22 protein-coding genes, 1 tRNA gene and 1 other annotated feature are annotated in these 20,414 nt (G+C 55.2%); of the genes, 16 read left to right on the top strand and 7 right to left on the bottom strand.

The features are described 5' to 3' along the window. The first annotated feature begins 33 nt into the window (after positions 1-33). From CBW22_RS22005 to luxS, 5 genes are all read left to right on the top strand, one after another. Positions 34-110 (top strand) — tRNA-Arg (locus tag CBW22_RS22005). A gap of 415 nt (positions 111-525) precedes the next feature. Continuing rightward, a complete protein-coding gene (gene yqaB / locus CBW22_RS22000) occupies positions 526-1,092 on the top strand; it encodes a fructose-1-phosphate/6-phosphogluconate phosphatase (protein WP_088517868.1) in 567 nt (188 codons plus the stop codon). Further along, positions 1,089-1,517, top strand: a complete 429-nt coding sequence (locus tag CBW22_RS21995) for a YqaA family protein (protein ID WP_088517867.1) — start codon at positions 1,089-1,091, stop codon at positions 1,515-1,517. Before yqaB ends, CBW22_RS21995 begins: the two co-directional genes overlap by 4 nt. 31 nt (positions 1,518-1,548) lie before the next feature. After that, positions 1,549-3,153 (top strand): glutamate--cysteine ligase, encoded by a 1,605-nt coding sequence (gshA, locus tag CBW22_RS21990; RefSeq protein WP_088517866.1) that lies wholly within the window; start codon positions 1,549-1,551, stop codon positions 3,151-3,153. A 150-nt stretch (positions 3,154-3,303) separates the two neighbouring features. Continuing rightward, positions 3,304-3,819 carry an S-ribosylhomocysteine lyase gene (gene luxS / locus CBW22_RS21985; RefSeq protein ID WP_010617126.1) on the top strand — a complete coding sequence of 172 codons (516 nt, stop codon included), beginning with the start codon at positions 3,304-3,306 and terminating at the stop codon, positions 3,817-3,819. Positions 3,820-3,876: 57 nt separating this feature from the next. On the opposite strand, the gene CBW22_RS21980 is transcribed toward luxS, so the two are convergent. Next, positions 3,877-5,163 (bottom strand): HlyC/CorC family transporter, encoded by a 1,287-nt coding sequence (locus tag CBW22_RS21980; protein ID WP_088517865.1) that lies wholly within the window; start codon positions 5,161-5,163, stop codon positions 3,877-3,879. A 13-nt stretch (positions 5,164-5,176) separates the two neighbouring features. Continuing rightward, complete coding sequence (locus CBW22_RS21975) at positions 5,177-5,971, bottom strand: cytochrome C assembly family protein (RefSeq protein ID WP_010617128.1); 795 nt, start codon at positions 5,969-5,971, stop codon at positions 5,177-5,179. A gap of 166 nt (positions 5,972-6,137) precedes the next feature. Between CBW22_RS21975 and ffh the strand changes: the two genes are divergently transcribed. The 5 genes from ffh to rplS all read left to right on the top strand — a co-directional run bounded on the left by ffh (position 6,138) and on the right by rplS (position 9,650). After that, a complete protein-coding gene (gene ffh, locus CBW22_RS21970; protein ID WP_021507327.1) occupies positions 6,138-7,499 on the top strand; it encodes a signal recognition particle protein in 1,362 nt (453 codons plus the stop codon). A gap of 142 nt (positions 7,500-7,641) precedes the next feature. Further along, entirely contained in the window at positions 7,642-7,890 is a 249-nt protein-coding gene (rpsP, locus tag CBW22_RS21965) for a 30S ribosomal protein S16 (protein ID WP_007893313.1), read from the top strand. 18 nt (positions 7,891-7,908) lie between these two features. Next, complete coding sequence (rimM, locus tag CBW22_RS21960) at positions 7,909-8,457, top strand: ribosome maturation factor RimM (protein WP_021507326.1); 549 nt, start codon at positions 7,909-7,911, stop codon at positions 8,455-8,457. Between the two features lie 35 nt (positions 8,458-8,492). After that, positions 8,493-9,257 (top strand): tRNA (guanosine(37)-N1)-methyltransferase TrmD, encoded by a 765-nt coding sequence (gene trmD, locus CBW22_RS21955; RefSeq protein ID WP_021507325.1) that lies wholly within the window; start codon positions 8,493-8,495, stop codon positions 9,255-9,257. A gap of 42 nt (positions 9,258-9,299) precedes the next feature. Continuing rightward, positions 9,300-9,650, top strand: a complete 351-nt coding sequence (gene rplS, locus CBW22_RS21950) for a 50S ribosomal protein L19 (protein WP_021507324.1) — start codon at positions 9,300-9,302, stop codon at positions 9,648-9,650. A 57-nt stretch (positions 9,651-9,707) separates the two neighbouring features. Here rplS and CBW22_RS21945 read toward each other — a convergent pair whose 3' ends face one another. Beyond that, on the bottom strand, positions 9,708-10,229 hold the full coding sequence (locus CBW22_RS21945; RefSeq protein WP_088517864.1) for a GNAT family N-acetyltransferase: 522 nt from the start codon (positions 10,227-10,229) through the stop codon (positions 9,708-9,710). Positions 10,230-10,532: 303 nt separating this feature from the next. Here CBW22_RS21945 and CBW22_RS21940 point away from each other — a divergent pair, with 303 nt between their 5' ends. Both CBW22_RS21940 and tyrA read left to right on the top strand, forming a co-directional pair. Next, complete coding sequence (locus CBW22_RS21940; RefSeq protein WP_088517863.1) at positions 10,533-11,612, top strand: 3-deoxy-7-phosphoheptulonate synthase; 1,080 nt, start codon at positions 10,533-10,535, stop codon at positions 11,610-11,612. A gap of 6 nt (positions 11,613-11,618) precedes the next feature. Continuing rightward, positions 11,619-12,740 (top strand): bifunctional chorismate mutase/prephenate dehydrogenase, encoded by a 1,122-nt coding sequence (gene tyrA / locus CBW22_RS21935; protein ID WP_021507321.1) that lies wholly within the window; start codon positions 11,619-11,621, stop codon positions 12,738-12,740. Between the two features lie 33 nt (positions 12,741-12,773). On the opposite strand, the gene pheA is transcribed toward tyrA, so the two are convergent. From pheA to raiA, 3 genes are all read right to left on the bottom strand, one after another. Further along, positions 12,774-13,937 carry a bifunctional chorismate mutase/prephenate dehydratase gene (gene pheA, locus CBW22_RS21930; RefSeq protein WP_058776009.1) on the bottom strand — a complete coding sequence of 388 codons (1,164 nt, stop codon included), beginning with the start codon at positions 13,935-13,937 and terminating at the stop codon, positions 12,774-12,776. Positions 13,938-13,959: 22 nt separating this feature from the next. After that, positions 13,960-14,084 (bottom strand) — a sequence feature (Phe leader region). After that, entirely contained in the window at positions 14,036-14,083 is a 48-nt protein-coding gene (gene pheL / locus CBW22_RS26540; RefSeq protein ID WP_121497579.1) for a pheA operon leader peptide PheL, read from the bottom strand. (Overlaps the previous feature by 48 nt.) A 97-nt stretch (positions 14,085-14,181) precedes the next feature. Next, complete coding sequence (gene raiA / locus CBW22_RS21925; protein WP_021507319.1) at positions 14,182-14,508, bottom strand: ribosome-associated translation inhibitor RaiA; 327 nt, start codon at positions 14,506-14,508, stop codon at positions 14,182-14,184. Between the two features lie 64 nt (positions 14,509-14,572). On the opposite strand from raiA, the gene CBW22_RS21920 reads away from it, so the two are divergent. Continuing rightward, positions 14,573-14,764, top strand: coding sequence for a hypothetical protein (locus CBW22_RS21920; protein WP_088517862.1), 192 nt, complete (start codon positions 14,573-14,575; stop codon positions 14,762-14,764). An 11-nt stretch (positions 14,765-14,775) separates the two neighbouring features. Here CBW22_RS21920 and bamD read toward each other — a convergent pair whose 3' ends face one another. Further along, positions 14,776-15,516, bottom strand: coding sequence for an outer membrane protein assembly factor BamD (gene bamD, locus CBW22_RS21915; protein ID WP_058759616.1), 741 nt, complete (start codon positions 15,514-15,516; stop codon positions 14,776-14,778). A 129-nt stretch (positions 15,517-15,645) separates the two neighbouring features. Between bamD and rluD the strand changes: the two genes are divergently transcribed. From rluD to clpB, 3 genes are all read left to right on the top strand, one after another. Next, complete coding sequence (rluD, locus tag CBW22_RS21910; protein ID WP_088517861.1) at positions 15,646-16,626, top strand: 23S rRNA pseudouridine(1911/1915/1917) synthase RluD; 981 nt, start codon at positions 15,646-15,648, stop codon at positions 16,624-16,626. Beyond that, positions 16,623-17,351: a purine nucleoside phosphorylase YfiH gene (yfiH, locus tag CBW22_RS21905; protein ID WP_088517860.1), complete on the top strand. Its 729-nt coding sequence runs from the start codon at positions 16,623-16,625 to the stop codon at positions 17,349-17,351. Before rluD ends, yfiH begins: the two co-directional genes overlap by 4 nt. Positions 17,352-17,476: 125 nt before the next feature. Then, positions 17,477-20,050: an ATP-dependent chaperone ClpB gene (clpB, locus tag CBW22_RS21900; RefSeq protein ID WP_088517859.1), complete on the top strand. Its 2,574-nt coding sequence runs from the start codon at positions 17,477-17,479 to the stop codon at positions 20,048-20,050. Positions 20,051-20,414 lie beyond the last annotated feature (364 nt).

Genomic DNA, 20,414 nt, shown 5'->3' with positions numbered 1-20,414 from the left:
TTCAGTTAGTCCATCGTAAGAAAATCTCTCAATGCATCCATAGCTCAGCTGGATAGAGTACTCGGCTACGAACCGAGCGGTCGGAGGTTCGAATCCTCCTGGATGCACCATCTTCTCCGATTTGGAAAGTGCCTCAGTGTGTCATGATGCGATAATCGTTCAGGACGTACTAAGGAGGATAACGTTGCTTCAGCAACGGCCCGCAGGGTGAGGCGCCAGCCGAATCATCCTCCTGGATGCACCATCTTCTAAAGATTAGATTTGTCATCAGCTCAGTTCTGACATCGCAACTCTTCATTCCTGACCCGATTCAACATCCGCATTCCGAAAGATTTTCTCACGCGCCGTCTCCATCAAAAAATCACTGCATTTACCGCCATTTATCGCCGGTCGCGCGCTCTGACCTTATTCTGAAAACGAAAATTGCTAATGCTTTCAAAGCATTTGCGGTTAAGCCTGCCTGGCGACAACCTGAGCGCATTACGCTAAAGTAATGGCTCATTTTGTGGTGTTGATGGAGTCACAATGTACGACCACTATGACGCCCTGATTTTCGATATGGACGGCACCATTCTTGATACCGAGCCGACACATCGAAAAGCCTGGCAGCAGGTGCTGAGCCGCTATGGTTTCACCATGGACGAGGAAAAGATGGTGGCATTTAACGGGGCACCTACCTGGCAACTGGCCCGTTATATTCTGGAACAGAATCAGGCGCAGCACGATCCGCATCAGCTGGCGGCAGAGAAAACAGCGGCATTGAAAGCGATGCTGCTGGAAGACGTGCGTCCGCTGCCGCTGATGCAGGTGGTCAAAGCCTATCACGGCCGCCGTCCGATGGCGGTTGGCACCGGCAGCGAACACAGCTTAGCCAAAGCGCTGCTGGAAGCGCTCAACGTTTATCATCTGTTTGATGCGGTAGTCGGCGCGGACGATGTCCAGCGTCATAAGCCGCAGCCTGATACCTTCTTACGCTGTGCAGAGCTGATGGGCGTTGCGCCTGCGCGCTGCGTGGTATTCGAGGATGCTGACTTTGGCGTGCAGGCGGCTAAAGCGGCGGGCATGGATGTGGTTGATGTCCGTTTACTGTGAATGAATTTCTGACGTATGGATCGTTATTCGGCAGTAGCTTTCTGAGTGCAACGCTGCTTCCGGGCAGCTCAGAAGCGGTGCTGATTGCGTTATTGATCGCCCAGAAAGGGGCGGTCTATGGATTGTTACTGGCTGCATCAGTGGGAAACACGCTGGGCGGCCTGACCAACATTCTTCTTGGTCGCCTGATGCCAGCAACAGGGCAGGGGCGATGGCACGACACAGCAATGACGTGGCTACAACGATGGGGACCCGCAGCGCTGCTGTTTAGCTGGCTGCCAGTGGTGGGCGATTTACTCTGCGTGCTCGCAGGGTGGTTGCGCTTCTCCTGGCTGCCCTGCGTGCTGTTTCTCGCCCTGGGTAAAACGCTGCGTTATATCGTTATCGCGACCGCCACTTTACAAGGTATGCAATGGTGGCATTGATTCGCACAGATTCGAGGCTACGGTTAACATTATGCTGAACAAAAATAAATTATTCACACAGCGGGAGGTTAATGTGATCCCGGACGTATCAAAAGCGCTCTCCTGGCTGGAAGCGCATCCCGACGCGTTAAAGGGTATCGGCCGTGGCATTGAACGTGAAACACTTCGCGTCCAGCCGAATGGTCATCTGGCTACTACTGGCCACCCTGAATCGCTGGGTTCAGCGCTAAAGCACGACTGGATTACCACCGATTTTGCTGAAACGCTGCTGGAGTTCATCACCCCGGTGGATCAGAACATCGATCGCTCCCTGGCGTTTCTGCGCGACATCCACCGTCACGTGGCGCGCGAGCTGGGCGACGAGCGCATGTGGCCGTTCAGTATGCCGGGCTATGTTGAAGATGTGGACAACATTGAGCTGGCGCAGTACGGCAGCTCCAATATCGGCAAAATGAAAACCCTGTATCGTCAGGGGCTGAAAAATCGCTACAGCGCGCTGATGCAGATTATTTCTGGCGTGCACTATAACTTCTCGCTGCCGCTGTCGTTCTGGCAGGAGTGGGCGGATGTCAAAGACGCGGAGAGCGGCAAAGAGACCATCTCGGCGGGTTATCTGCGCCTGATTCGCAACTACTATCGCTACGGCTGGGTGATTCCTTACCTGTTTGGCGCTTCGCCAGCCATCTGCTCTTCCTTCCTGCAGGGACGGGAAAGTAAGCTGCCGTTCGAAACCAACGGCGAAGGAACATTGTGGCTGCCGTATGCCACTTCGCTGCGCCTGAGTGATTTGGGCTACACCAATAAATCACAAAGCGGGCTGGGCATTACCTTCAACTCGCTGGAAGGGTATGTCGCTGCGCTGAAAGCGGCGATCAAAACGCCGTCTGCCGAATATGCGGCGATGGGCACCAAAGATGCGGATGGCAACTGGCTGCAGCTCAATACCAACGTGCTGCAAATCGAGAACGAACTGTACGCACCGATTCGTCCAAAACGCGTGACCCGCTCGGGTGAGGCGCCATCCGATGCGCTGCTGCGCGGCGGCATTGAGTACATTGAAGTGCGTTCGCTGGACATCAACCCGTTTTCTGCCATCGGTGTGGATGCCGATCAGGCGCGCTTCCTCGATCTGTTCCTGATTTGGTGTACGCTGGCCGATGCGCCGGAGATGAGCGCAGATGAGCTGCTGTGCAGCCGGAAAAACTGGAACCGCGTGGTGCTGGAAGGGCGCAAGCCGGGTCAGGTGATCGGCGTGGGCTGCAGTGATACGGAACATCTGCTGGTTGATGTCGGTAAAGCGCTGTTTGCCGATCTGCGCCGGGTGGCTGAAGTGCTGGATAGCTACGACGGCAGCACGCAATATCAACAGGTTTGCGATCAACTGGTAGCGTCGTTTGACGATCCTGAGCTAACCTATTCGGCGCGCATTCTGCAAGCCATTAAAGAGCAGGGGCTGACCGGAGCCGGCGTGGCGCTGGCCGAGCAGTATCGTCATCTGCTGTGCGAAGAGCCGCTGGAAATTCTCACCGAAGCCGATTTTAGCCGTCAGGCGCAGGAGTCGGTGCTGAAACAGCAGCAGCTGGAGCAGAGTGATACACTGGATTTTGCCAGCTATCTGGCAGGTCGCGAAGGCTAGAAAAGAAAATGGCCACATCACTGTGGCCTAAATTAACATCTCTGTTGTCAGGGATGATGATAACAAATGCGCGTCTTTCATATATTCAGACGTTGGGCGAACAGAAAAGTTTCATCGTTTTAAAAAAAATCTCAAAACAGGAGGTGACGTATGCCACTACTGGATAGTTTTACTGTTGATCACACCATCATGGGCGCGCCAGCGGTACGCGTGGCGAAGACCATGAACACTCCGCATGGCGATACCATCACCGTTTTCGATCTGCGTTTCTGCCGTCCGAACATCGACATCCTGACCGAACGCGGCATCCACACGCTGGAGCACCTGTTCGCGGGCTTCATGCGTAACCACCTCAACGGTGACGGCGTGGAAATCGTCGATATCTCACCGATGGGCTGCCGCACCGGCTTCTACATGAGCCTGATTGGTACGCCAGACGAGCAGCGTGTGGCAAAAGCGTGGAAAGGCGCGATGGAAGATGTGCTGAAGGTAAAAGATCAGAACCAGATTCCGGAACTGAACGAATACCAGTGCGGCAGCTACAAGCTGCACTCGCTGGACGAAGCGCAGCAGATTGCGCGCAACGTGCTGGCGCACGATATTGGCGTTAACCGTAATGAAGATCTGAAGCTGCCGGCTGAAAAGCTGAAAGAGCTGCAACTTTAGTTGCCGCTTCTGCCATAAAAAACGCCGCGATTATCGCGGCGTTTTGTTTTTATCGTCTCAGGAGCCGATGGACGCTTTCAGCGGCTGATGCGGCGTAATGCGCACCTGCTTCACCATGTTGTCCTGCACATCAAGAATATCAATGTCGTAATGGCCAACCTGTACTTGCGTGTCCATCTGCGGGATCTCTTCCAGCGCTTCCAGCAGCATACCGTTGATGGTGCGCGCTTCCTCTTCCGGCAGCGTCCAGTTGAAGGCCTTATTGATTTCCCGCACGTTGGCGCTGCCTTCAATCAGTACCGAACCGTCGTTTTGCGGCATCACTTCTTCGGCCAGTGACGGTGACATGGAGGTGGTGAAGTCGCCGACGATCTCTTCCAGAATATCTTCGATGGTAACCAGTCCTTTGATGTCGCCGTACTCATCGATCACCAGCCCCACTTTTTTCTTATTGCGCTGGAATTTTACCAGCTGCACGTTAAGAGGCGTACCTTCCGGCACGTAGTAGATTTCATCGGCAGCGCGCAGCAGTCGCTCTTTATTGAACTCTTTTTTCCCGGCCATCATGCGCCACGCTTCGCGCACGCGCAGCATGCCGACGCTATCGTCCAGTGAGTCGCGGAACAGCACAATACGGCCATGCGGTGAGTTGCTTAGCTGACGCTCGATGGACTTCCACTCATCGTTGATGTTGATGCCGACGATCTCATTGCGCGGCACCATGATGTCGTCAACATTGACCTTCTCAAGGTCCAGCACCGACAGCAGCATGTCCTGGTTGCGGCGCGACATCAGCGAGCGGGATTCATACACGATGGTGCGCAGCTCTTCTTTGCTGAGGGCGGAGTTAATTGACCCTTCGGTCTTAATGCCCACCATGCGCATCAGAATGCGGGTAATGGTATTGAGCAGCCACACCAGCGGCAGCATCATGTACTGCAGCGGCGTCAGCAGAAAGCTGCTGGGATACGCGACTTTTTCCGGATAGAGCGCCGCGACGGTTTTAGGCAGCACTTCGGCAAACACCAGCACCACGAAGGTCAGCACGCCAGTGGCGATGGCCACGCCGGCATCGCCGTACAGGCGCATACCGACAATGGTGCCGAGCGCCGAGGCGAGAATATTCACGAGGTTGTTGCCGATCAGCACCAGGCTAATCAGACGGTCGGGGCGACGCAGCAGTTTCTCAACGCGACGCGCGCTGCGGTTGCCGCTTTTGGCTTTGTGGCGCAGTTTGTAGCGGTTGAGCGTCATCATGCCGGTCTCTGAACCCGAGAAGTAGGCCGAGACCAGCACCATAATGATCAGCGTGATAATGAGCGTGGTGGTTGAAACATGTTCCAACGCAAAAATTCCTTTAGTGAGAGGTGAGCAGGTGCTGCAGAACGCGGCTGCCGAAATAGGCCATGGTCAGCAGCAGCGCACCGCCGCAGTTGAACCACACCACACGGCGACCGCGCCAGCCTTCATGATAGTGGCCCCACAGCAGCACGATGTAGACAAACCAGGCGATGATCGACAGCACTGCTTTATCAATGTTTTCCGGGCTGAACAGGTTATTCATAAAGAACAGGCCGGTGCACAACACCAGCGTCAGCAATACCACGCCAATCTGCGTGATGTGGAACATCTTACGCTCGATGCTGAGCAGCGGCGGCATATCCTGGGTAAACGTCAGCTTTTTGTTCTTTAACTGATAGTCGATCCACGCCAGCTGCAGCGCATACAGCGCCGCGATGATCAGCGTGGCATAGGCAAACAGCGACAGACCGATATGCACCATCATGCCAGGCGTGGTCTCAAGATGGGTGATAAAGGCGTTTGGCACAAAGGTGGCGAAGGCCAGATTGATCAGCGCAAAACTGTAAACAATCGGCAGCAGCAGCCAGCCGCGATTGCGCGACGCGACGATAGTCATGATGGCGCAGATGAGCAAACTGACCAGCGAACCAATATTCAGCAGGCTAAGGTTTTGTCCATTATCGACGGCAAATATGCGTTGCTGCAGCGCTACCGCATGGGCAATCAGCGCCACGCAGGCGGATAACACGGCAAAACGCCGCCAGCCGCTGTTGCGTTTCAGCAGGCTCGGAATGATCAATGCAAGACTGAGAGAGTAGGCGAACAGCGCCACGATCGCGAAAACGAACATAGATCCTTTCAGGTGTCGGTCAGATAAGGAAAAAAGCAGTATAGCGCCAGCGGCAGCAGGCTCCAAACGATCTCACGGTCAATTGCAGAGATCGGCCTGGCTTCGTGTTATAATCCGCCGCATTGTGTCGCCCTGGCGGCCTCGCTACGCTATTAAGTGAGAGAGCATGTTTGATAATTTAACCGATCGTTTGTCGCAAACCCTGCGCAATATCAGTGGCCGCGGAAGGCTGACCGAAGACAACATCAAAGATACGCTGCGCGAAGTGCGTATGGCGCTGCTGGAGGCCGACGTTGCGCTGCCGGTAGTGCGCGATTTCATCAACCGCGTGAAAGAAGCCGCGGTAGGTCAGGATGTAAACAAAAGCCTGACGCCGGGTCAGGAGTTTATCAAAATCGTGCGCAACGAACTGGTTGCGGCGATGGGGGCCGAAAATAACGCGCTGAACCTCAATGCTCAGCCGCCGGCCGTGGTGCTGATGGCGGGCCTGCAGGGTGCCGGTAAAACCACCAGCGTCGGTAAGCTCGGTAAATTCCTGCGCGAAAAGCACAAGAAAAAGGTACTGGTGGTGTCTGCGGACGTCTACCGCCCGGCGGCGATCAAACAGCTGGAAACCCTGGCGCAGCAGGTTGGCGTGGATTTCTGTCCGTCCGACCTCAGCCAGAAGCCGGTGGATATCGTTAACAACGCGCTGAAAGAAGCCCGACTGCAGTTCTACGATGTGCTGCTGGTGGATACCGCCGGCCGTCTGCACGTTGACGAAGCGATGATGGATGAGATCAAGCAGGTGCATGCCGCGATCAATCCAGTTGAAACGCTGTTTGTTGTCGATGCCATGACTGGTCAGGATGCCGCCAACACCGCGAAAGCGTTCAACGAAGCGCTGCCGCTCACCGGTGTGATCCTGACCAAAGTTGACGGCGATGCGCGCGGCGGTGCAGCGCTGTCGATTCGTCACATCACCGGCAAGCCGATCAAATTTATGGGGATGGGCGAGAAGACCGATGCGCTGGAGGCTTTCTATCCGGACCGTATCGCATCGCGTATTCTCGGCATGGGCGACGTGCTGTCGCTGATTGAAGATATCGAGAGCAAAGTTGACCGCGAGCAGGCGGAAAAGCTGGCGAAGAAGCTTAAAACTGGCGACGGTTTCGATCTTAACGACTTCCTGGAGCAGCTTAAGCAGATGCGCAACATGGGCGGCATGGCCAGCCTGATGGGCAAACTGCCGGGCATGGGCCAACTGCCGGATAACGTTAAATCGCAGATGGATGACAAAGTGCTGGTGCGCATGGAGGCCATCATCAATTCGATGACGCGCAAAGAGCGTGAGAAGCCAGAGATCATCAAAGGTTCGCGCAAGCGCCGTATCGCTACCGGTTCCGGTATGCAGGTGCAGGACGTCAACCGGCTGCTGAAGCAGTTTGATGATATGCAGCGCATGATGAAGAAAATGAAGAAGGGCGGCATGGCCAAAATGATGCGTGGCATGAAAGGCATGATGCCGCCAGGATTCCCCGGCCGCTAAGGCGACACAGCCCGAACCAGAAAAGTGAGACACTCAGGTTGCTTTTTGCGCCAAAATGAGTAAAATTTTCGGGCTTTTTATATTGCACCCGGGCCCCGTTCCTCGATGGGGCCCGGTTGTTTTATTAACTAAAGAGGATGTTATGGTAACCATTCGTTTGGCACGTCACGGCGCTAAAAAGCGTCCGTTCTATCAGGTCGTCGTCACTGACAGCCGCAATGCTCGCAACGGTCGTTTCATCGAGCGCGTAGGTTTCTTCAACCCGATCGCTTCTGGTCAGGCTGAAGGTCTGCGTCTGGATCTGGACCGTATTGAGCACTGGGTTGGCCAGGGCGCAACGCTTTCTGATCGCGTTAACGCGCTGATCAAAGAAGCAAAAAAAGCAGCTTAATCTGTCACGGTGGTGAGCATGAGCAGTAAACCTGCCGCACAGCCTCCCGTTAACCCAATCATTCTGGGCAAAATGGGTGCCGCTTACGGAATTCGGGGTTGGCTCAAAGTGTTTTCCTCCACTGAAGACGCTGAAAGCATCTTCGACTATCAACCCTGGTTTATCCAGCGCGCCGGTCAATGGCAGCAGGTCGAGCTTGAGGGTTGGAAGCACCACAATCAGGACCTGATCATCAAAGTCAAAGGCATTGACGATCGGGACGCTGCGGCACAGTTGACCAATTGCGAAATTACGGTTGACTCCACGCAGCTGCCGGCGCTGGAAGAGGGCGATTACTACTGGAAAGACCTGATGGGTTGCAAAGTGGTAAACCTCGACGGCTACGAGATGGGCAAAGTCATTGATTTGATGGAGACCGGCTCGAACGACGTTCTCGTCGTAAAGGCAAACCTGAAAGATGCATTCGGTGTACAGGAGCGGTTAATACCGTTTCTTGATGAACAGGTTATCAAGAAAGTCGATCTCGCTACTGGCACCATTGAAGTAGACTGGGATCCTGGTTTTTGATCTCCGGACAATCCGGTAACGTAACGGCGAACGCGATGTGGATTGGTGTTATTAGCCTGTTTCCTGAGATGTTTCGCGCTATTACCGAGTACGGGGTAACTGGCCGGGCAGTAAAAAATGGCCTGCTCAACATAGAGAGCTGGAGTCCACGTGACTTCACGCACGACCGGCACCGTACCGTGGACGATCGTCCTTACGGCGGCGGACCGGGTATGTTGATGATGGTGCAACCCTTACGGGATGCTATCCACGCAGCGAAAGCGGCGGCGGGAGAAGGCGCTAAGGTGATTTATCTTTCACCTCAGGGTCGCAAACTTGACCAGCAAGGCGTTTGCGAACTGGCGACCAGCCAGAAGTTAATTCTGGTTTGCGGTCGTTATGAAGGGATAGATGAGCGTGTGATTCACACTGAGATTGATGAAGAATGGTCAATCGGTGATTACGTGCTCAGTGGCGGTGAGCTGCCAGCGATGACGTTAATTGACTCGGTCGCCCGGTTTATTCCTGGCGTGCTGGGGAAACAGGCGTCAGCCGATGAGGATTCGTTCTCGGAAGGTTTGCTGGATTGCCCGCACTATACCCGACCTGAAGTGTTAGAAGGGATGGAGGTTCCGCCAGTTCTGCTGTCGGGCAACCATGCCGATATTCGCCGCTGGCGCCTGAAACAGTCGCTGGGCCGTACCTGGCTAAGAAGACCTGAACTTCTGGAAAACCTGGCTCTGACTGAAGAGCAAGCAAGGTTGCTAAGTGAGTTCCAGCGGGAACATCAGCAGCAACAAAACGATGAGGTGGAAGAGTAATCTTCCCTGACTATCAGTTTACCCAGGATAAGAGATTTAATTATGAGCAACATTATCAAGCAACTTGAACAAGAGCAGATGAAACAGGACGTACCTTCCTTCCGTCCGGGTGATTCCGTGGAAGTGAAAGTATGGGTCGTTGAAGGTTCTAAGAAACGTCTGCAGGCATTCGAGGGCGTGGTTATCGCTATTCGTAACCGCGGTCTGCACTCTGCATTCACTGTTCGCAAGATTTCTAACGGCGAAGGCGTTGAGCGTGTCTTCCAGACTCACTCTCCGGTAATTGACAGCATTACTGTCAAACGTCGTGGTGCTGTGCGTAAAGCCAAACTGTACTACCTGCGTGAGCGTACCGGTAAGTCAGCTCGTATCAAAGAGCGTCTTGGCGCGTAAGCGACATCCCAAAGTTAATAGCAAACAAGGGGTTGGCCATAAGGCCAGCCCCTTTTTTTATGGGCGTCTGATGTGATAGATCGCCGTGTTGACCGGCCCGCTCTCCAGCACAATCAACCCGTAGCGGTAATCCACAAACGAGAAGCCGCTGCGCAGGGCCACGGCGCGGCTGGCGTGATTCTCTTCTGCAGCAAGAATCTCCAGCACAGTTATGTGTGGCTGGGCGAACGCCAGATTCACCAGCTGTGCCACCGCCCGGCGGGCAACGCCCTGTTGCTGCGCCTCGCTGCGAACCCAGTAACCCAGCGCACTGAGCTCACCGGGCTGGCGCGCATAACGTAAGCCAGCACCGCCCAGCAATCGATCGTTGCCATCGACAATCGCGAACTCTTCAGCTTCACCCTTCTGACGCTGCAGATGGGTGAAGTTGATCCAGCTCACGGCTTCATCGACGCTGTAATCTGTGTGTGCCCATACCATCCACGGCTGCAGGCTGCCCAGAGACTGATTAACGGCATGCGTAAACGCTTCAGCATCCTGCAGAATAAAGGGACGCAGGGCGACTTGAGGGATGGACATAAAGCGATCCTGAATTAATCAAATGGATAACAGCATGTTAGCGATATCGTAAGGAAAAAACATCTGGCCTGGCCAGATGACTGTAATTATAACTTTACATTTGTGTTTGATGGATCTTACAGGCTTTAAGGTTGTTAACTTAATGATTTATATATTTTAATTAACTTTTATTTTGTGGTTTAAAAGAGGGTGGTAATAAAAGTGTACATGTATGGATTGCATGATTTACATGCTGTGGTAAAGTAAGCGTCATCCTCAATGAGGATCGTAAAACCGCATAACGAGTGAAAAAGGATCGCCATCATGCAAAAAGACGCGCTGAACAATGTGCATATCGCCGACGAACAGATTTTAATCACGCCACAGGAACTGAAAGCGAAGTTCCCGCTGACTGCGGCGCAGGAAGCGCAAATTGCCGCTTCCCGCCAGACCATCGCGGATATCATCGCGGGTCGCGATCCGCGTCTGCTGGTGGTGTGCGGTCCCTGCTCGATCCACGATACCGAAGCCGCACTGGATTACGCTCGTCAGTTACAAACACTCTCTGCACAGTTGAAGGATCAGCTGTATATCGTTATGCGCGTCTATTTTGAAAAACCCCGTACCACCGTCGGCTGGAAAGGGTTAATCAACGATCCTTACATGAACAACTCATTTGATATGGAAGCCGGCCTGCACATTGCGCGTCAGCTGCTGGTCAATCTTGTGGAAATGGGCCTGCCGTTGGCCACCGAAGCGCTCGACCCCAATAGCCCGCAATACCTCGGCGATCTGTTTAGCTGGTCGGCGATTGGGGCGCGTACCACAGAATCGCAGACGCACCGTGAAATGGCGTCTGGCCTGTCGATGCCGGTGGGTTTCAAAAACGGCACCGATGGCAGCCTCGGCACCGCAATCAACGCCATGCGCGCCGCTGCGATGCCGCACCGCTTTGTCGGCATTAACCAGGCCGGTCAGGTGTGCCTGCTGCAAACTCAGGGCAACCCGGATGGTCACGTGATTCTGCGCGGTGGCAAAGCGCCAAACTACGGCCCGGAAGATGTCGCGCAGTGCGAAAAAGAGATGCTGAAAGCGGGACTGCGTCCGGCCTTAATGATAGATTGCAGCCATGGCAATTCTAACAAAGACTATCGCCGTCAGCCTGGCGTAGCCGAATCGGCTATCGCGCAGATTAAAGATGGAAACCGCTCCATCATTGGCCTGATGCTGGAAAGTAATATTCACGAAGGCAACCAGTCTTCTGAGCAACCGCGTAGCGAGATGAAGTACGGGGTTTCCGTCACTGATGCCTGCATCAACTGGGAAACCACTGAAACTTTGCTGCGTGAAATCCATCGGGATCTGCATGGAGTGCTGTCGGCGCGTCTGTCACACGAGGTGTAATGAGTCATGGTGGCTGAACTGACCGCGCTGCGCGATCAAATTGATGAAGTAGATAAAGCCCTGCTGGGGCTGCTGGCGAAACGACTGGCGCTGGTGGCCGAAGTCGGCGAAGTCAAAAGCCGCTACGGTTTACCGATTTATGTGCCTGAGCGCGAGGCCAGTATGCTGGCGTCGCGTCGTCAGGAAGCGGAAGCGCTCGGCGTGTCGCCGGACCTGATCGAAGATGTGCTGCGTCGTCTGATGCGCGAATCCTATGCGCACGAAAATGACAAAGGCTTCAAAACGCTGTGTCCTGAACTGCGTCCGGTGGTGATTGTCGGTGGTGGCGGTCAGATGGGACGTCTGTTCGAGAAGATGCTGACGCTCTCCGGTTATCAGGTGCGTATTCTCGATAAAGATGACTGGCCGCGCGCGGATGAACTGCTGCACGATGCGGGCATGGTGATCATCAGCGTGCCGATCCATCTGACCGAACAGATCATTGCCGATCTGCCAGCGCTGCCTGATGACTGCATTCTGGTGGATCTGGCGTCGGTGAAGAACCGTCCGCTGCAGGCGATGCTGGCGGCGCACAGCGGCCCGGTACTGGGACTGCATCCGATGTTCGGTCCGGACAGCGGCAGCCTGGCGAAGCAGGTGGTGGTATGGTGCGATGGCCGTCAGCCGGAAGCCTATCAGTGGTTCCTGGAGCAGATTCAGGTGTGGGGCGCGCGCTTACACCGCATCAGTGCGGTTGAGCACGATCAAAACATGGCGTTCATTCAGGCGCTGCGCCACTTCGCCACCTTCGCTTATGGTTTGCATCTGGCGGAAGAGAACGTCAATCTGGATCAACTGCTGGCGCTGTCCTCGCCTATCTATCGTCTCGAACTGGCGATGGTGGGGCGGCTGTTTGCGCAGGACCCGCAGCTGTACGCCGACATCATCATGTCGTCGGAAAGTAATCTGGCGCTGATTAAACGCTACTATCAGCGTTTTGGTGAAGCCATCACGCTGCTGGAGCAGGGCGATAAACAGGCGTTCATCAACAGCTTTGAGCGTGTGGAACACTGGTTTGGCGACTACGCGAAACGCTTCCTTGTCGAGAGCCGCAGCATGCTGCGCTCCGCCAACGACAGTCGCCAGTAATGATTAAGGCATCCGCGAGGATGCCTTTTTGTTTTACAGACGCGGTTCTACCGGTACCACGTTCTCACCCGGATAACAGCCCAGCACCTTCAGTGAACGCGTGAGCGCACGCAGTTCTTCCAGCGCCTGCTGCATGTTCTCCGACTGCAGATTGCCCTGCACATCAATGTAAAACATCTCTTCCCACGGGTTACCGTTGATTGGCCGGTTTTCCAGCTTGCTCATGATCAGATTGTGATTACGCAACACCAGCAGTGCTTCAACCAGCGCGCCGGCCTGCTGGCCCGTCGCCATAATCAGCGTGGTTTTGGCCGGCACCTGGCTGGAGACTTCAATCGGTTTACGCGCGAGCACAATGAAGCGGGTATGGTTCTGCTGCTGATTCGCCAGGTTGCGCTCCAGCACCTGCAGGCCATACAGCTCACCGCCAGCTTCACTGCCCAGCGCGGCCACGCGCGGCGAGTTCATCGCGGCTACCTTCTCCATCGCCGCCGCCGTGCTTTCGGTGTATTCGATTTTCCACTGCGGGAAGCGGTTGATGAACTGGCTGCACTGCTGGAACGGCTGCGGATGGCTATACACGGTTTCAATCTGCTGCAAATCGGTATTACCGCTGACCAGCACACAGTGTTCGATAGGAATGGTCAGCTCGCCGACGATCGACAGCGACGTTTGCTGCAGCAGATCGTACACGTCATTGATCGAGCCGGAGCTGGTATTCTCAATCGGCATCACCGCGTAATCCGCCTGACCGCTTTCAACCTGCTGAATGATGTCGTGGAATTTCAGACACCCCATTTCCACCATCGAATCGAAGTGGCGCGTGGCGTATTTACGGGCGGCAAGGTGCGAGTAGGAGCCTTTTGGGCCGAGGAAGGCGATGCGCGGCGCGTGCGCATGTGGATGATTCAGGTTTTTCTGCAGCAGCGCCTGCTGGGTCAGCACCGAATCCTCAATCACTAACTGGAACAGGCGCGTGATGTAGTGCGCATCCAGCTGATGTTTTTTACCCAGCGCGATGAGATTTTCCAGCAGGGCGCGTTCGCGCTCGACGTCACGAATCGGGCGATGGGTGGCCAGCTTGGCCTGCGCTACCTCAACGGCCAGCGCGCGCCGTTCAGCCAGCAGCGTTAACAGCCTGGCATCGACGGCGCTGATCTTATCGCGTAACGCCAGCAGCGGATTCTCGGGATTCATAGGGCTCACCTGTAAAATGTCCAATAAAAAAGCCTCCCGGTTGGGAGGCTTTGTTGTTCGTCTTCGCATTCATTTTCACACGACGAATTGCCTCCCAATCAGGGGAAGGTAAAAAAGAATGCGAAGAAGAACGGCAGTAGTTTCATGATCAATTCCGGCAATAAAGTGAACTGAGAGTAACCGCACAGCTTAAAAGCTGTCAATAAAAAACGCGCCCGCAGGCGCGTTGCTGAAAAGCGATAAATTACCCGGCAGGGGTGAAATCTTTAACACTGCTGGTGGCGCGCCGTGCTTCAGGCTTGTGCTGTGCTTTATTTAGCTGGCGCTCCAGCTTGGCGATCAGGTCATTGATGGCCGTATACATATCATCGTGTTTCGCGCTGGCGACCAGCGTGCCGTTTGGCGTGTTAATGGTGGCATCGGCCACAAATTCTTTCGGCTCTTTCGATAACACAATGTGCGGATTTATCAGGTGGGTTTGCCATTTTTCCAGCTTGGCGAGACGGTCTTCGACATGGTTGCGGATAGCCGCAGTGATTTCCATTTGTTTGCTGGTAATGTTCAGAATCATAGTTAAACCTCTCTGTCATTTCCGTCTGGGTAGGACCAGCATACCGCGCAAATCAGGAAAATGTGTGATCTGGATCACATTGGAATGTCACTTTTTGTCAATGCCAGCGAATTGTGAGAAAGGCCGGGAAAAGGGCGAAAAAAGCTTGATGCACAGCGGGGATAGGGGCAAGATTGATGAGTTAACCGTAGCGGAAAAACCCGTTTCAGACGGTTTCCTGACCAAAAAAAAGCAGCCACAGCGGCTGCTTTTTTAATGGCACGAAAATCAGGACGCGCTATTCGCCGCAATGATTTTCGCAACTTTGTCGGCTTCCGTCGTCAGCTGCAGCTGGCGATAGGCATTTTCCATCAATGGCAGCGCGTCACGCGTGGCCTGGGTGTCCGGATAATCGCGCATCATACCTTCAACCCGATTAACAACGGCGACATAGGCACCGCGCTTGGTATAGAATTGCGCCACGGAGAGCTCATACTTCGCCAGGCGATCTTTCAGGAACGTCAGACGTTTCTGCGCATCTGCCGCGTACTGGCTGTTCGGATAGCCGCGCAGTAGCTGAGAGAAGTCACGGAATGCATCACGCGCATGGGTAGGATCGCGGTCGGAACGATCGATCCCGAAGAAGCCCTGCAGCGCGGAATCATCCAGTGCCATGTCCGTCAGGCCCTTCATATAGATCACGTAATCAATGTTAGGGTGCGTCGGGTTCAGGCGCATAAAGCGGGAAATGGCGGCTTGCGCCAGTGGCAGATCGGCATTTTTGTAGTACGCGTAGATCAAATCCAGCTGCACTTGCTGCGAGTAAGGACCAAACGGATAACGGTTATCCAGCGCTTCCAGTTGCTTAATCGCCGCTTTAAAGTTACCGTCCTGCAGCTTTTGCTGCGCTGTGGCGTAAATTTCAGACGGCGGGCTGTCCGGGACCGGGTCCGATGAGCCGGAACAGCCCACCAGTGCCAGGCTCAGGCTCAGTGTGGCAGCAGCCACCAGATGTTTCATACGCGTCATGACGAAATGATTATCCTCAAAGTGTTATGGCGGAAGCTGTCCGTATAGCTCCCGGTAATGACCAGTACGATAGCACATTATATTAAACGGCATCGCCGTGAAAACCCAACGTTAACGAAGAAGCTGTATATGGCACAACAAGTTCAACTCACCGCAACGGTGTCCGAAGCACAGCTTGGACAACGCTTAGATCAGACTTTGGCGGAATTGTTCCCTGATTATTCACGTTCCCGCATAAAAGAGTGGATCCTTGAGCGTCGGGTCAGCGTCAACGGCACCATCATCGATAAACCGAAAGAGAAAGTACTCGGCGGTGAGCGGGTGGCGATTGATGCCGAGATCGAAGAGGAGCAGCGCTGGGAAGCGCAAAATATTCCGCTGGATATTGTTTATGAAGATGACCACATCCTGGTTATCAACAAACCGCGCGACTTAGTGGTCCACCCTGGCGCCGGTAATCCGGACGGCACGGTACTGAATGCGCTGCTTTATCACTATCCGGCGATTGCCGACGTGCCACGCGCCGGCATCGTGCACCGTCTGGATAAAGACACCACCGGACTGATGGTGGTGGCCAAAACGGTACCAGCGCAGACGCATCTGGTTGAAACGCTGCAGCTGCGTGAAATCACCCGCGAATATGAAGCGGTGGCGATTGGCACCATGACCGCTGGCGGTACGGTGAACGAGCCGATGGCGCGTCACTCTACCAGGCGTACCCACATGGCGGTGCATCCGATGGGTAAACCGGCCACCACGCACTATCGCATCATGGAGCATTTCCGCGCCCATACGCGCTTACGCTTGCGCCTGGAAACCGGCCGTACTCACCAGATTCGCGTGCACATGGCGCACATTAACCATCCGCTGGTGGGCGATCCGCTGTACGGTGGTCGTCCGCGTCCGCCAAAGGGCGCTTCTGAGGCTTTCATCAGTACGCTGCGCGGTTTTGACCGCCAGGCGCTGCACGCCACTATGCTGCGTCTCTATCATCCGATCACCGGGATTGAGATGGAGTGGCACGCGCCATTGCCGCAGGACATGGTTGATCTGATTGATGCACTGAAAGCCGATACCGACGAGTTCCGCGATCAGCTGGACTGGCTATGAGTGACTGGATCGTGCCGCAGTGGCCGGCGCCGGCGCGCGTGCAGGCTTATTCGACCACGCGGCACGGCGGCGTTAGCGCGGCGCCATGGGATTCCCTCAACCTCGGCGCGCACGTCGGGGACGAGGCGGATTGCGTGATGCACAATCGTCAGCGCGTGGTCGGGCAGCTGGCGCTACCGGCAATGCCGCAGTGGCTGGAGCAGGTACACGGCCAGACGGTGGCGCGTCTGCCGGCGGCTGCGTCCCTGCCACGAGCCGATGCGGCGATAACGCGGGAAAGCGGCGTGGTGTGTGCAGTGATGACCGCCGACTGCCTGCCGGTGCTGTTTTGCAGCCATGATGGCAGCGAAGTTGCCGCGGCACATGCCGGCTGGCGCGGGTTGTGTCATGGGGTGCTGGAGCAGACGCTGGCACAGTTTCACTGCCCGGCGAGCGAGATTCATGCCTGGCTCGGTCCGGCGATTGGTCCGCAGGCATTTGAAGTGGGGGCCGAGGTGCGCAGTGCGTTCCTGGCGCAGGATGCCGCTGCCGATGCGGCTTTTCGCCCGGCCGGTGAGAAATATTTTGCCGATATCTGGCTGCTGGCAACCCAGCGTCTGCAGGCCGCTGGCGTGCGATCTGTCACGGCTGACGCGCGCTGCACCTATCAGGAAAGCGCCGATTTTTTCTCCTTCCGACGCGACGGAATCACCGGACGTATGGCAACTTTGATTTGGCTGAGATAACCTTACGCCGCAAGACGATCCAGTAAGCGTATTTTTTGCTCACAACTCAGGTCATTAACCTTGAAAATTTGAGGGATGACCTCATTTAATCTCCAGTAGCATTTTGACCTGTAATGGGAGGAATCATGCGTCTGGATCGTCTTACCAACAAATTCCAGTTGGCCCTGGCCGATGCACAGTCCCTTGCTCTGGGACACGATAATCAATTCATCGAACCCCTGCACCTGATGAGCGCGCTGCTCAACCAGGAGGGTGGATCGGTACGTCCGCTGCTCAGTGCGGCGGGGGCGGATGTCGCTAGCCTGCGTACCAGCATCGAACAAGCCATCAATCGTTTGCCACAGGTCGAAGGGACCGACGGCGACGTTCAGCCATCAGCGGATTTGGTCCGGGTACTGAATCTGTGCGACAAGCTGGCGCAAAAGCGCGGCGACAACTTTATTTCATCTGAATTATTTGTTCTGGCGGCCCTCGAATCGCGCGGCTCGCTGGCGGACTTACTGAAGTCTGCCGGTGCCACGGCGGACAAGCTCGCTAAGGCCATCGAGCAACTGCGGGGAGGGGAAAACGTGAACGATCAGGGGGCTGAAGATCAGCGCCAGGCTTTGAAAAAATACACCATCGATCTGACGGAGCGCGCTGAGCTCGGCAAGTTAGATCCGGTTATCGGGCGTGACGAAGAGATTCGCCGCACCATTCAGGTATTGCAGCGCCGTACCAAAAACAACCCGGTGCTCATCGGTGAACCGGGCGTCGGTAAAACCGCCATCGTTGAAGGGCTGGCACAGCGCATCATTAACGGCGAAGTGCCGGAAGGGCTGAAAGGCCGGCGCGTTCTGGCGCTGGATATGGGCGCGCTGGTGGCCGGCGCGAAATATCGCGGCGAGTTTGAAGAGCGCCTGAAAGGCGTACTGAACGACCTCGCCAAACAGGAAGGCAACGTCATTCTGTTTATCGATGAGCTGCATACCATGGTCGGCGCAGGCAAAGCCGACGGCGCGATGGATGCCGGCAACATGCTGAAGCCGGCGCTGGCGCGCGGTGAACTGCACTGCGTGGGTGCCACCACGCTGGATGAATATCGCCAGTACATTGAGAAAGATGCCGCGCTGGAGCGCCGTTTCCAGAAAGTGTTCGTCGCCGAACCGAGCGTGGAAGACACCATCGCCATTCTGCGTGGCCTGAAAGAGCGTTATGAGCTGCATCACCATGTGCAAATTACCGATCCGGCGATTGTGGCTGCGGCAACATTATCGCACCGCTATATTGCCGATCGCCAGTTGCCGGATAAAGCTATCGACCTGATTGATGAGGCGGCGTCGAGTATTCGTTTGCAGATTGACTCCAAGCCGGAACCGCTCGATCGTCTCGAACGACGCATCATCCAGCTCAAACTGGAGCAGCAGGCGCTGAAGAAAGAATCGGATGATGCCAGCGTTAAGCGTCTGGAGATGCTGGAAAGCGAGCTGGATCAGAAAGAGCGCGAATATGCTGAGCTCGAAGAAGAGTGGAAAGCGGAAAAAGCCTCGCTGACCGGCACGCAAAACATCAAAGCCGAGCTGGAGCAGGCGCGTCTGGCTATGGAGCAGGCACGGCGTGTGGGTGACCTTGGCCAGATGTCGGAACTGCAGTACGGCAAAATTCCGGAGCTGGAAAAACAGCTGGCAAGCGCCACGCAGGCGGAAGGTAAAACCATGAAGCTGTTACGCAACCGCGTAACGGATGTCGAGATCGCCGATGTGCTGGCACGCTGGACCGGTATTCCGGTGGCCCGCATGATGGAAGGCGAGCGCGATAAACTGTTGCGGATGGAGCAGGAGCTGCATGCCCGGGTTATCGGCCAGGACGAAGCGGTTGAAGCGGTATCGAACGCCATTCGCCGTAGCCGCGCCGGTTTGTCTGACCCGAACCGGCCAATTGGATCGTTCCTGTTCCTTGGACCGACCGGTGTCGGTAAAACCGAGCTGTGTAAGGCGCTGGCTAATTTCCTGTTCGATAGCGACGACGCGATGGTGCGTATCGATATGTCGGAATTCATGGAGAAACATTCGGTGTCGCGTCTGGTCGGGGCACCTCCTGGCTATGTCGGTTATGAAGAGGGCGGTTACCTGACAGAGGCGGTGCGTCGTCGCCCTTACTCGGTGATTTTGCTGGATGAGGTGGAAAAAGCGCATCCGGATGTGTTCAACATTCTGCTGCAGGTGCTGGATGATGGGCGTCTGACCGATGGTCAGGGGCGCACCGTGGACTTCCGCAATACCGTGGTGATCATGACATCTAACCTTGGTTCGGATCTGATTCAGGAACGTTTCGGCGCGCTTGATTACGCGGAAATGAAAGATGTGGTGATGACAGTCGTCGGACACCATTTCCGTCCGGAGTTTATCAACCGTATTGATGAGGTGGTGGTATTCCATCCGCTGGGTGAAAAACATATTGCCTCGATTGCGCAGATTCAGCTGCAGCGGCTGTATCAGCGTCTGGAAGAGCGCGGTTATCAGCTGCACATTTCCGACGCGGCGCTGAAACTGCTGGGCGAAAATGGTTACGATCCGGTTTATGGCGCGCGGCCATTGAAACGGGCTATTCAGCAGCAGATTGAAAACCCGCTGGCGCAGAAGATTTTGTCTGGCGCGCTGGTTCCGGGAAAAACCATCGAAATGGATGTGCAGGACGATGCCATCGTCGCACATCAATAACGCAACGTGACAAAAACGGGCCTCAGGGCCCGTTTTTTTATGCTGTTTCGCAAGAATCAGCTGGTTTTTGCAACGTGTTGCCTGGAAAGTGAGCGGTCGCGCAAAAACTGCAAATTAGCGCTTGTCAGGCGAAACGAAGTCCCTATAATGCGCCACCACTGAGACGGCAAAGCGGCAACGCAGACGGCTCAGCAGGGCGTGAAGTGATTCACCCCGCCGGAGAAAAACGCTGAAAAAAGTGTTTGACTCTGAAGGAGGAAAGCGTAATATACGCCACCTCGCGACAGCAGGCCGAACGCCGCGTCGCACCGCTCTTTAACAATTTATCAGACAATCTGTGTGGGCACTCGCAGGATTGATATCA

The sequence above is a fragment of the Pantoea sp. VS1 genome (assembly GCF_002207995.1).
Classification (GTDB): Bacteria; Pseudomonadota; Gammaproteobacteria; order Enterobacterales; family Enterobacteriaceae; genus Pantoea; species Pantoea dispersa.
The sequence above is the reverse complement of the archived record's forward strand: the minus strand, read 5'-3'. Positions and strand labels throughout refer to the sequence as shown.

Excerpts from the sequence above, each read along its gene's own strand:
- yqaB (WP_088517868.1), top strand. The coding sequence starts at position 526 with ATGTACGACCACTATGACGCCCTGATTTTCGATATGGACGGCACCATT.
- gshA (WP_088517866.1), top strand. The coding sequence starts at position 1,549 with ATGCTGAACAAAAATAAATTATTCACACAGCGGGAGGTTAATGTGATC.
- luxS (WP_010617126.1), top strand. The coding sequence starts at position 3,304 with ATGCCACTACTGGATAGTTTTACTGTTGATCACACCATCATGGGCGCG.
- CBW22_RS21975 (WP_010617128.1), bottom strand. The coding sequence starts at position 5,971 with ATGTTCGTTTTCGCGATCGTGGCGCTGTTCGCCTACTCTCTCAGTCTT.
- ffh (WP_021507327.1), top strand. The coding sequence starts at position 6,138 with ATGTTTGATAATTTAACCGATCGTTTGTCGCAAACCCTGCGCAATATC.
- rpsP (WP_007893313.1), top strand. The coding sequence starts at position 7,642 with ATGGTAACCATTCGTTTGGCACGTCACGGCGCTAAAAAGCGTCCGTTC.
- rimM (WP_021507326.1), top strand. The coding sequence starts at position 7,909 with ATGAGCAGTAAACCTGCCGCACAGCCTCCCGTTAACCCAATCATTCTG.
- trmD (WP_021507325.1), top strand. The coding sequence starts at position 8,493 with ATGTGGATTGGTGTTATTAGCCTGTTTCCTGAGATGTTTCGCGCTATT.
- rplS (WP_021507324.1), top strand. The coding sequence starts at position 9,300 with ATGAGCAACATTATCAAGCAACTTGAACAAGAGCAGATGAAACAGGAC.
- CBW22_RS21945 (WP_088517864.1), bottom strand. The coding sequence starts at position 10,229 with ATGTCCATCCCTCAAGTCGCCCTGCGTCCCTTTATTCTGCAGGATGCT.
- CBW22_RS21940 (WP_088517863.1), top strand. The coding sequence starts at position 10,533 with ATGCAAAAAGACGCGCTGAACAATGTGCATATCGCCGACGAACAGATT.
- tyrA (WP_021507321.1), top strand. The coding sequence starts at position 11,619 with ATGGTGGCTGAACTGACCGCGCTGCGCGATCAAATTGATGAAGTAGAT.
- pheA (WP_058776009.1), bottom strand. The coding sequence starts at position 13,937 with ATGAATCCCGAGAATCCGCTGCTGGCGTTACGCGATAAGATCAGCGCC.
- raiA (WP_021507319.1), bottom strand. The coding sequence starts at position 14,508 with ATGATTCTGAACATTACCAGCAAACAAATGGAAATCACTGCGGCTATC.
- bamD (WP_058759616.1), bottom strand. The coding sequence starts at position 15,516 with ATGACGCGTATGAAACATCTGGTGGCTGCTGCCACACTGAGCCTGAGC.
- rluD (WP_088517861.1), top strand. The coding sequence starts at position 15,646 with ATGGCACAACAAGTTCAACTCACCGCAACGGTGTCCGAAGCACAGCTT.
- yfiH (WP_088517860.1), top strand. The coding sequence starts at position 16,623 with ATGAGTGACTGGATCGTGCCGCAGTGGCCGGCGCCGGCGCGCGTGCAG.
- clpB (WP_088517859.1), top strand. The coding sequence starts at position 17,477 with ATGCGTCTGGATCGTCTTACCAACAAATTCCAGTTGGCCCTGGCCGAT.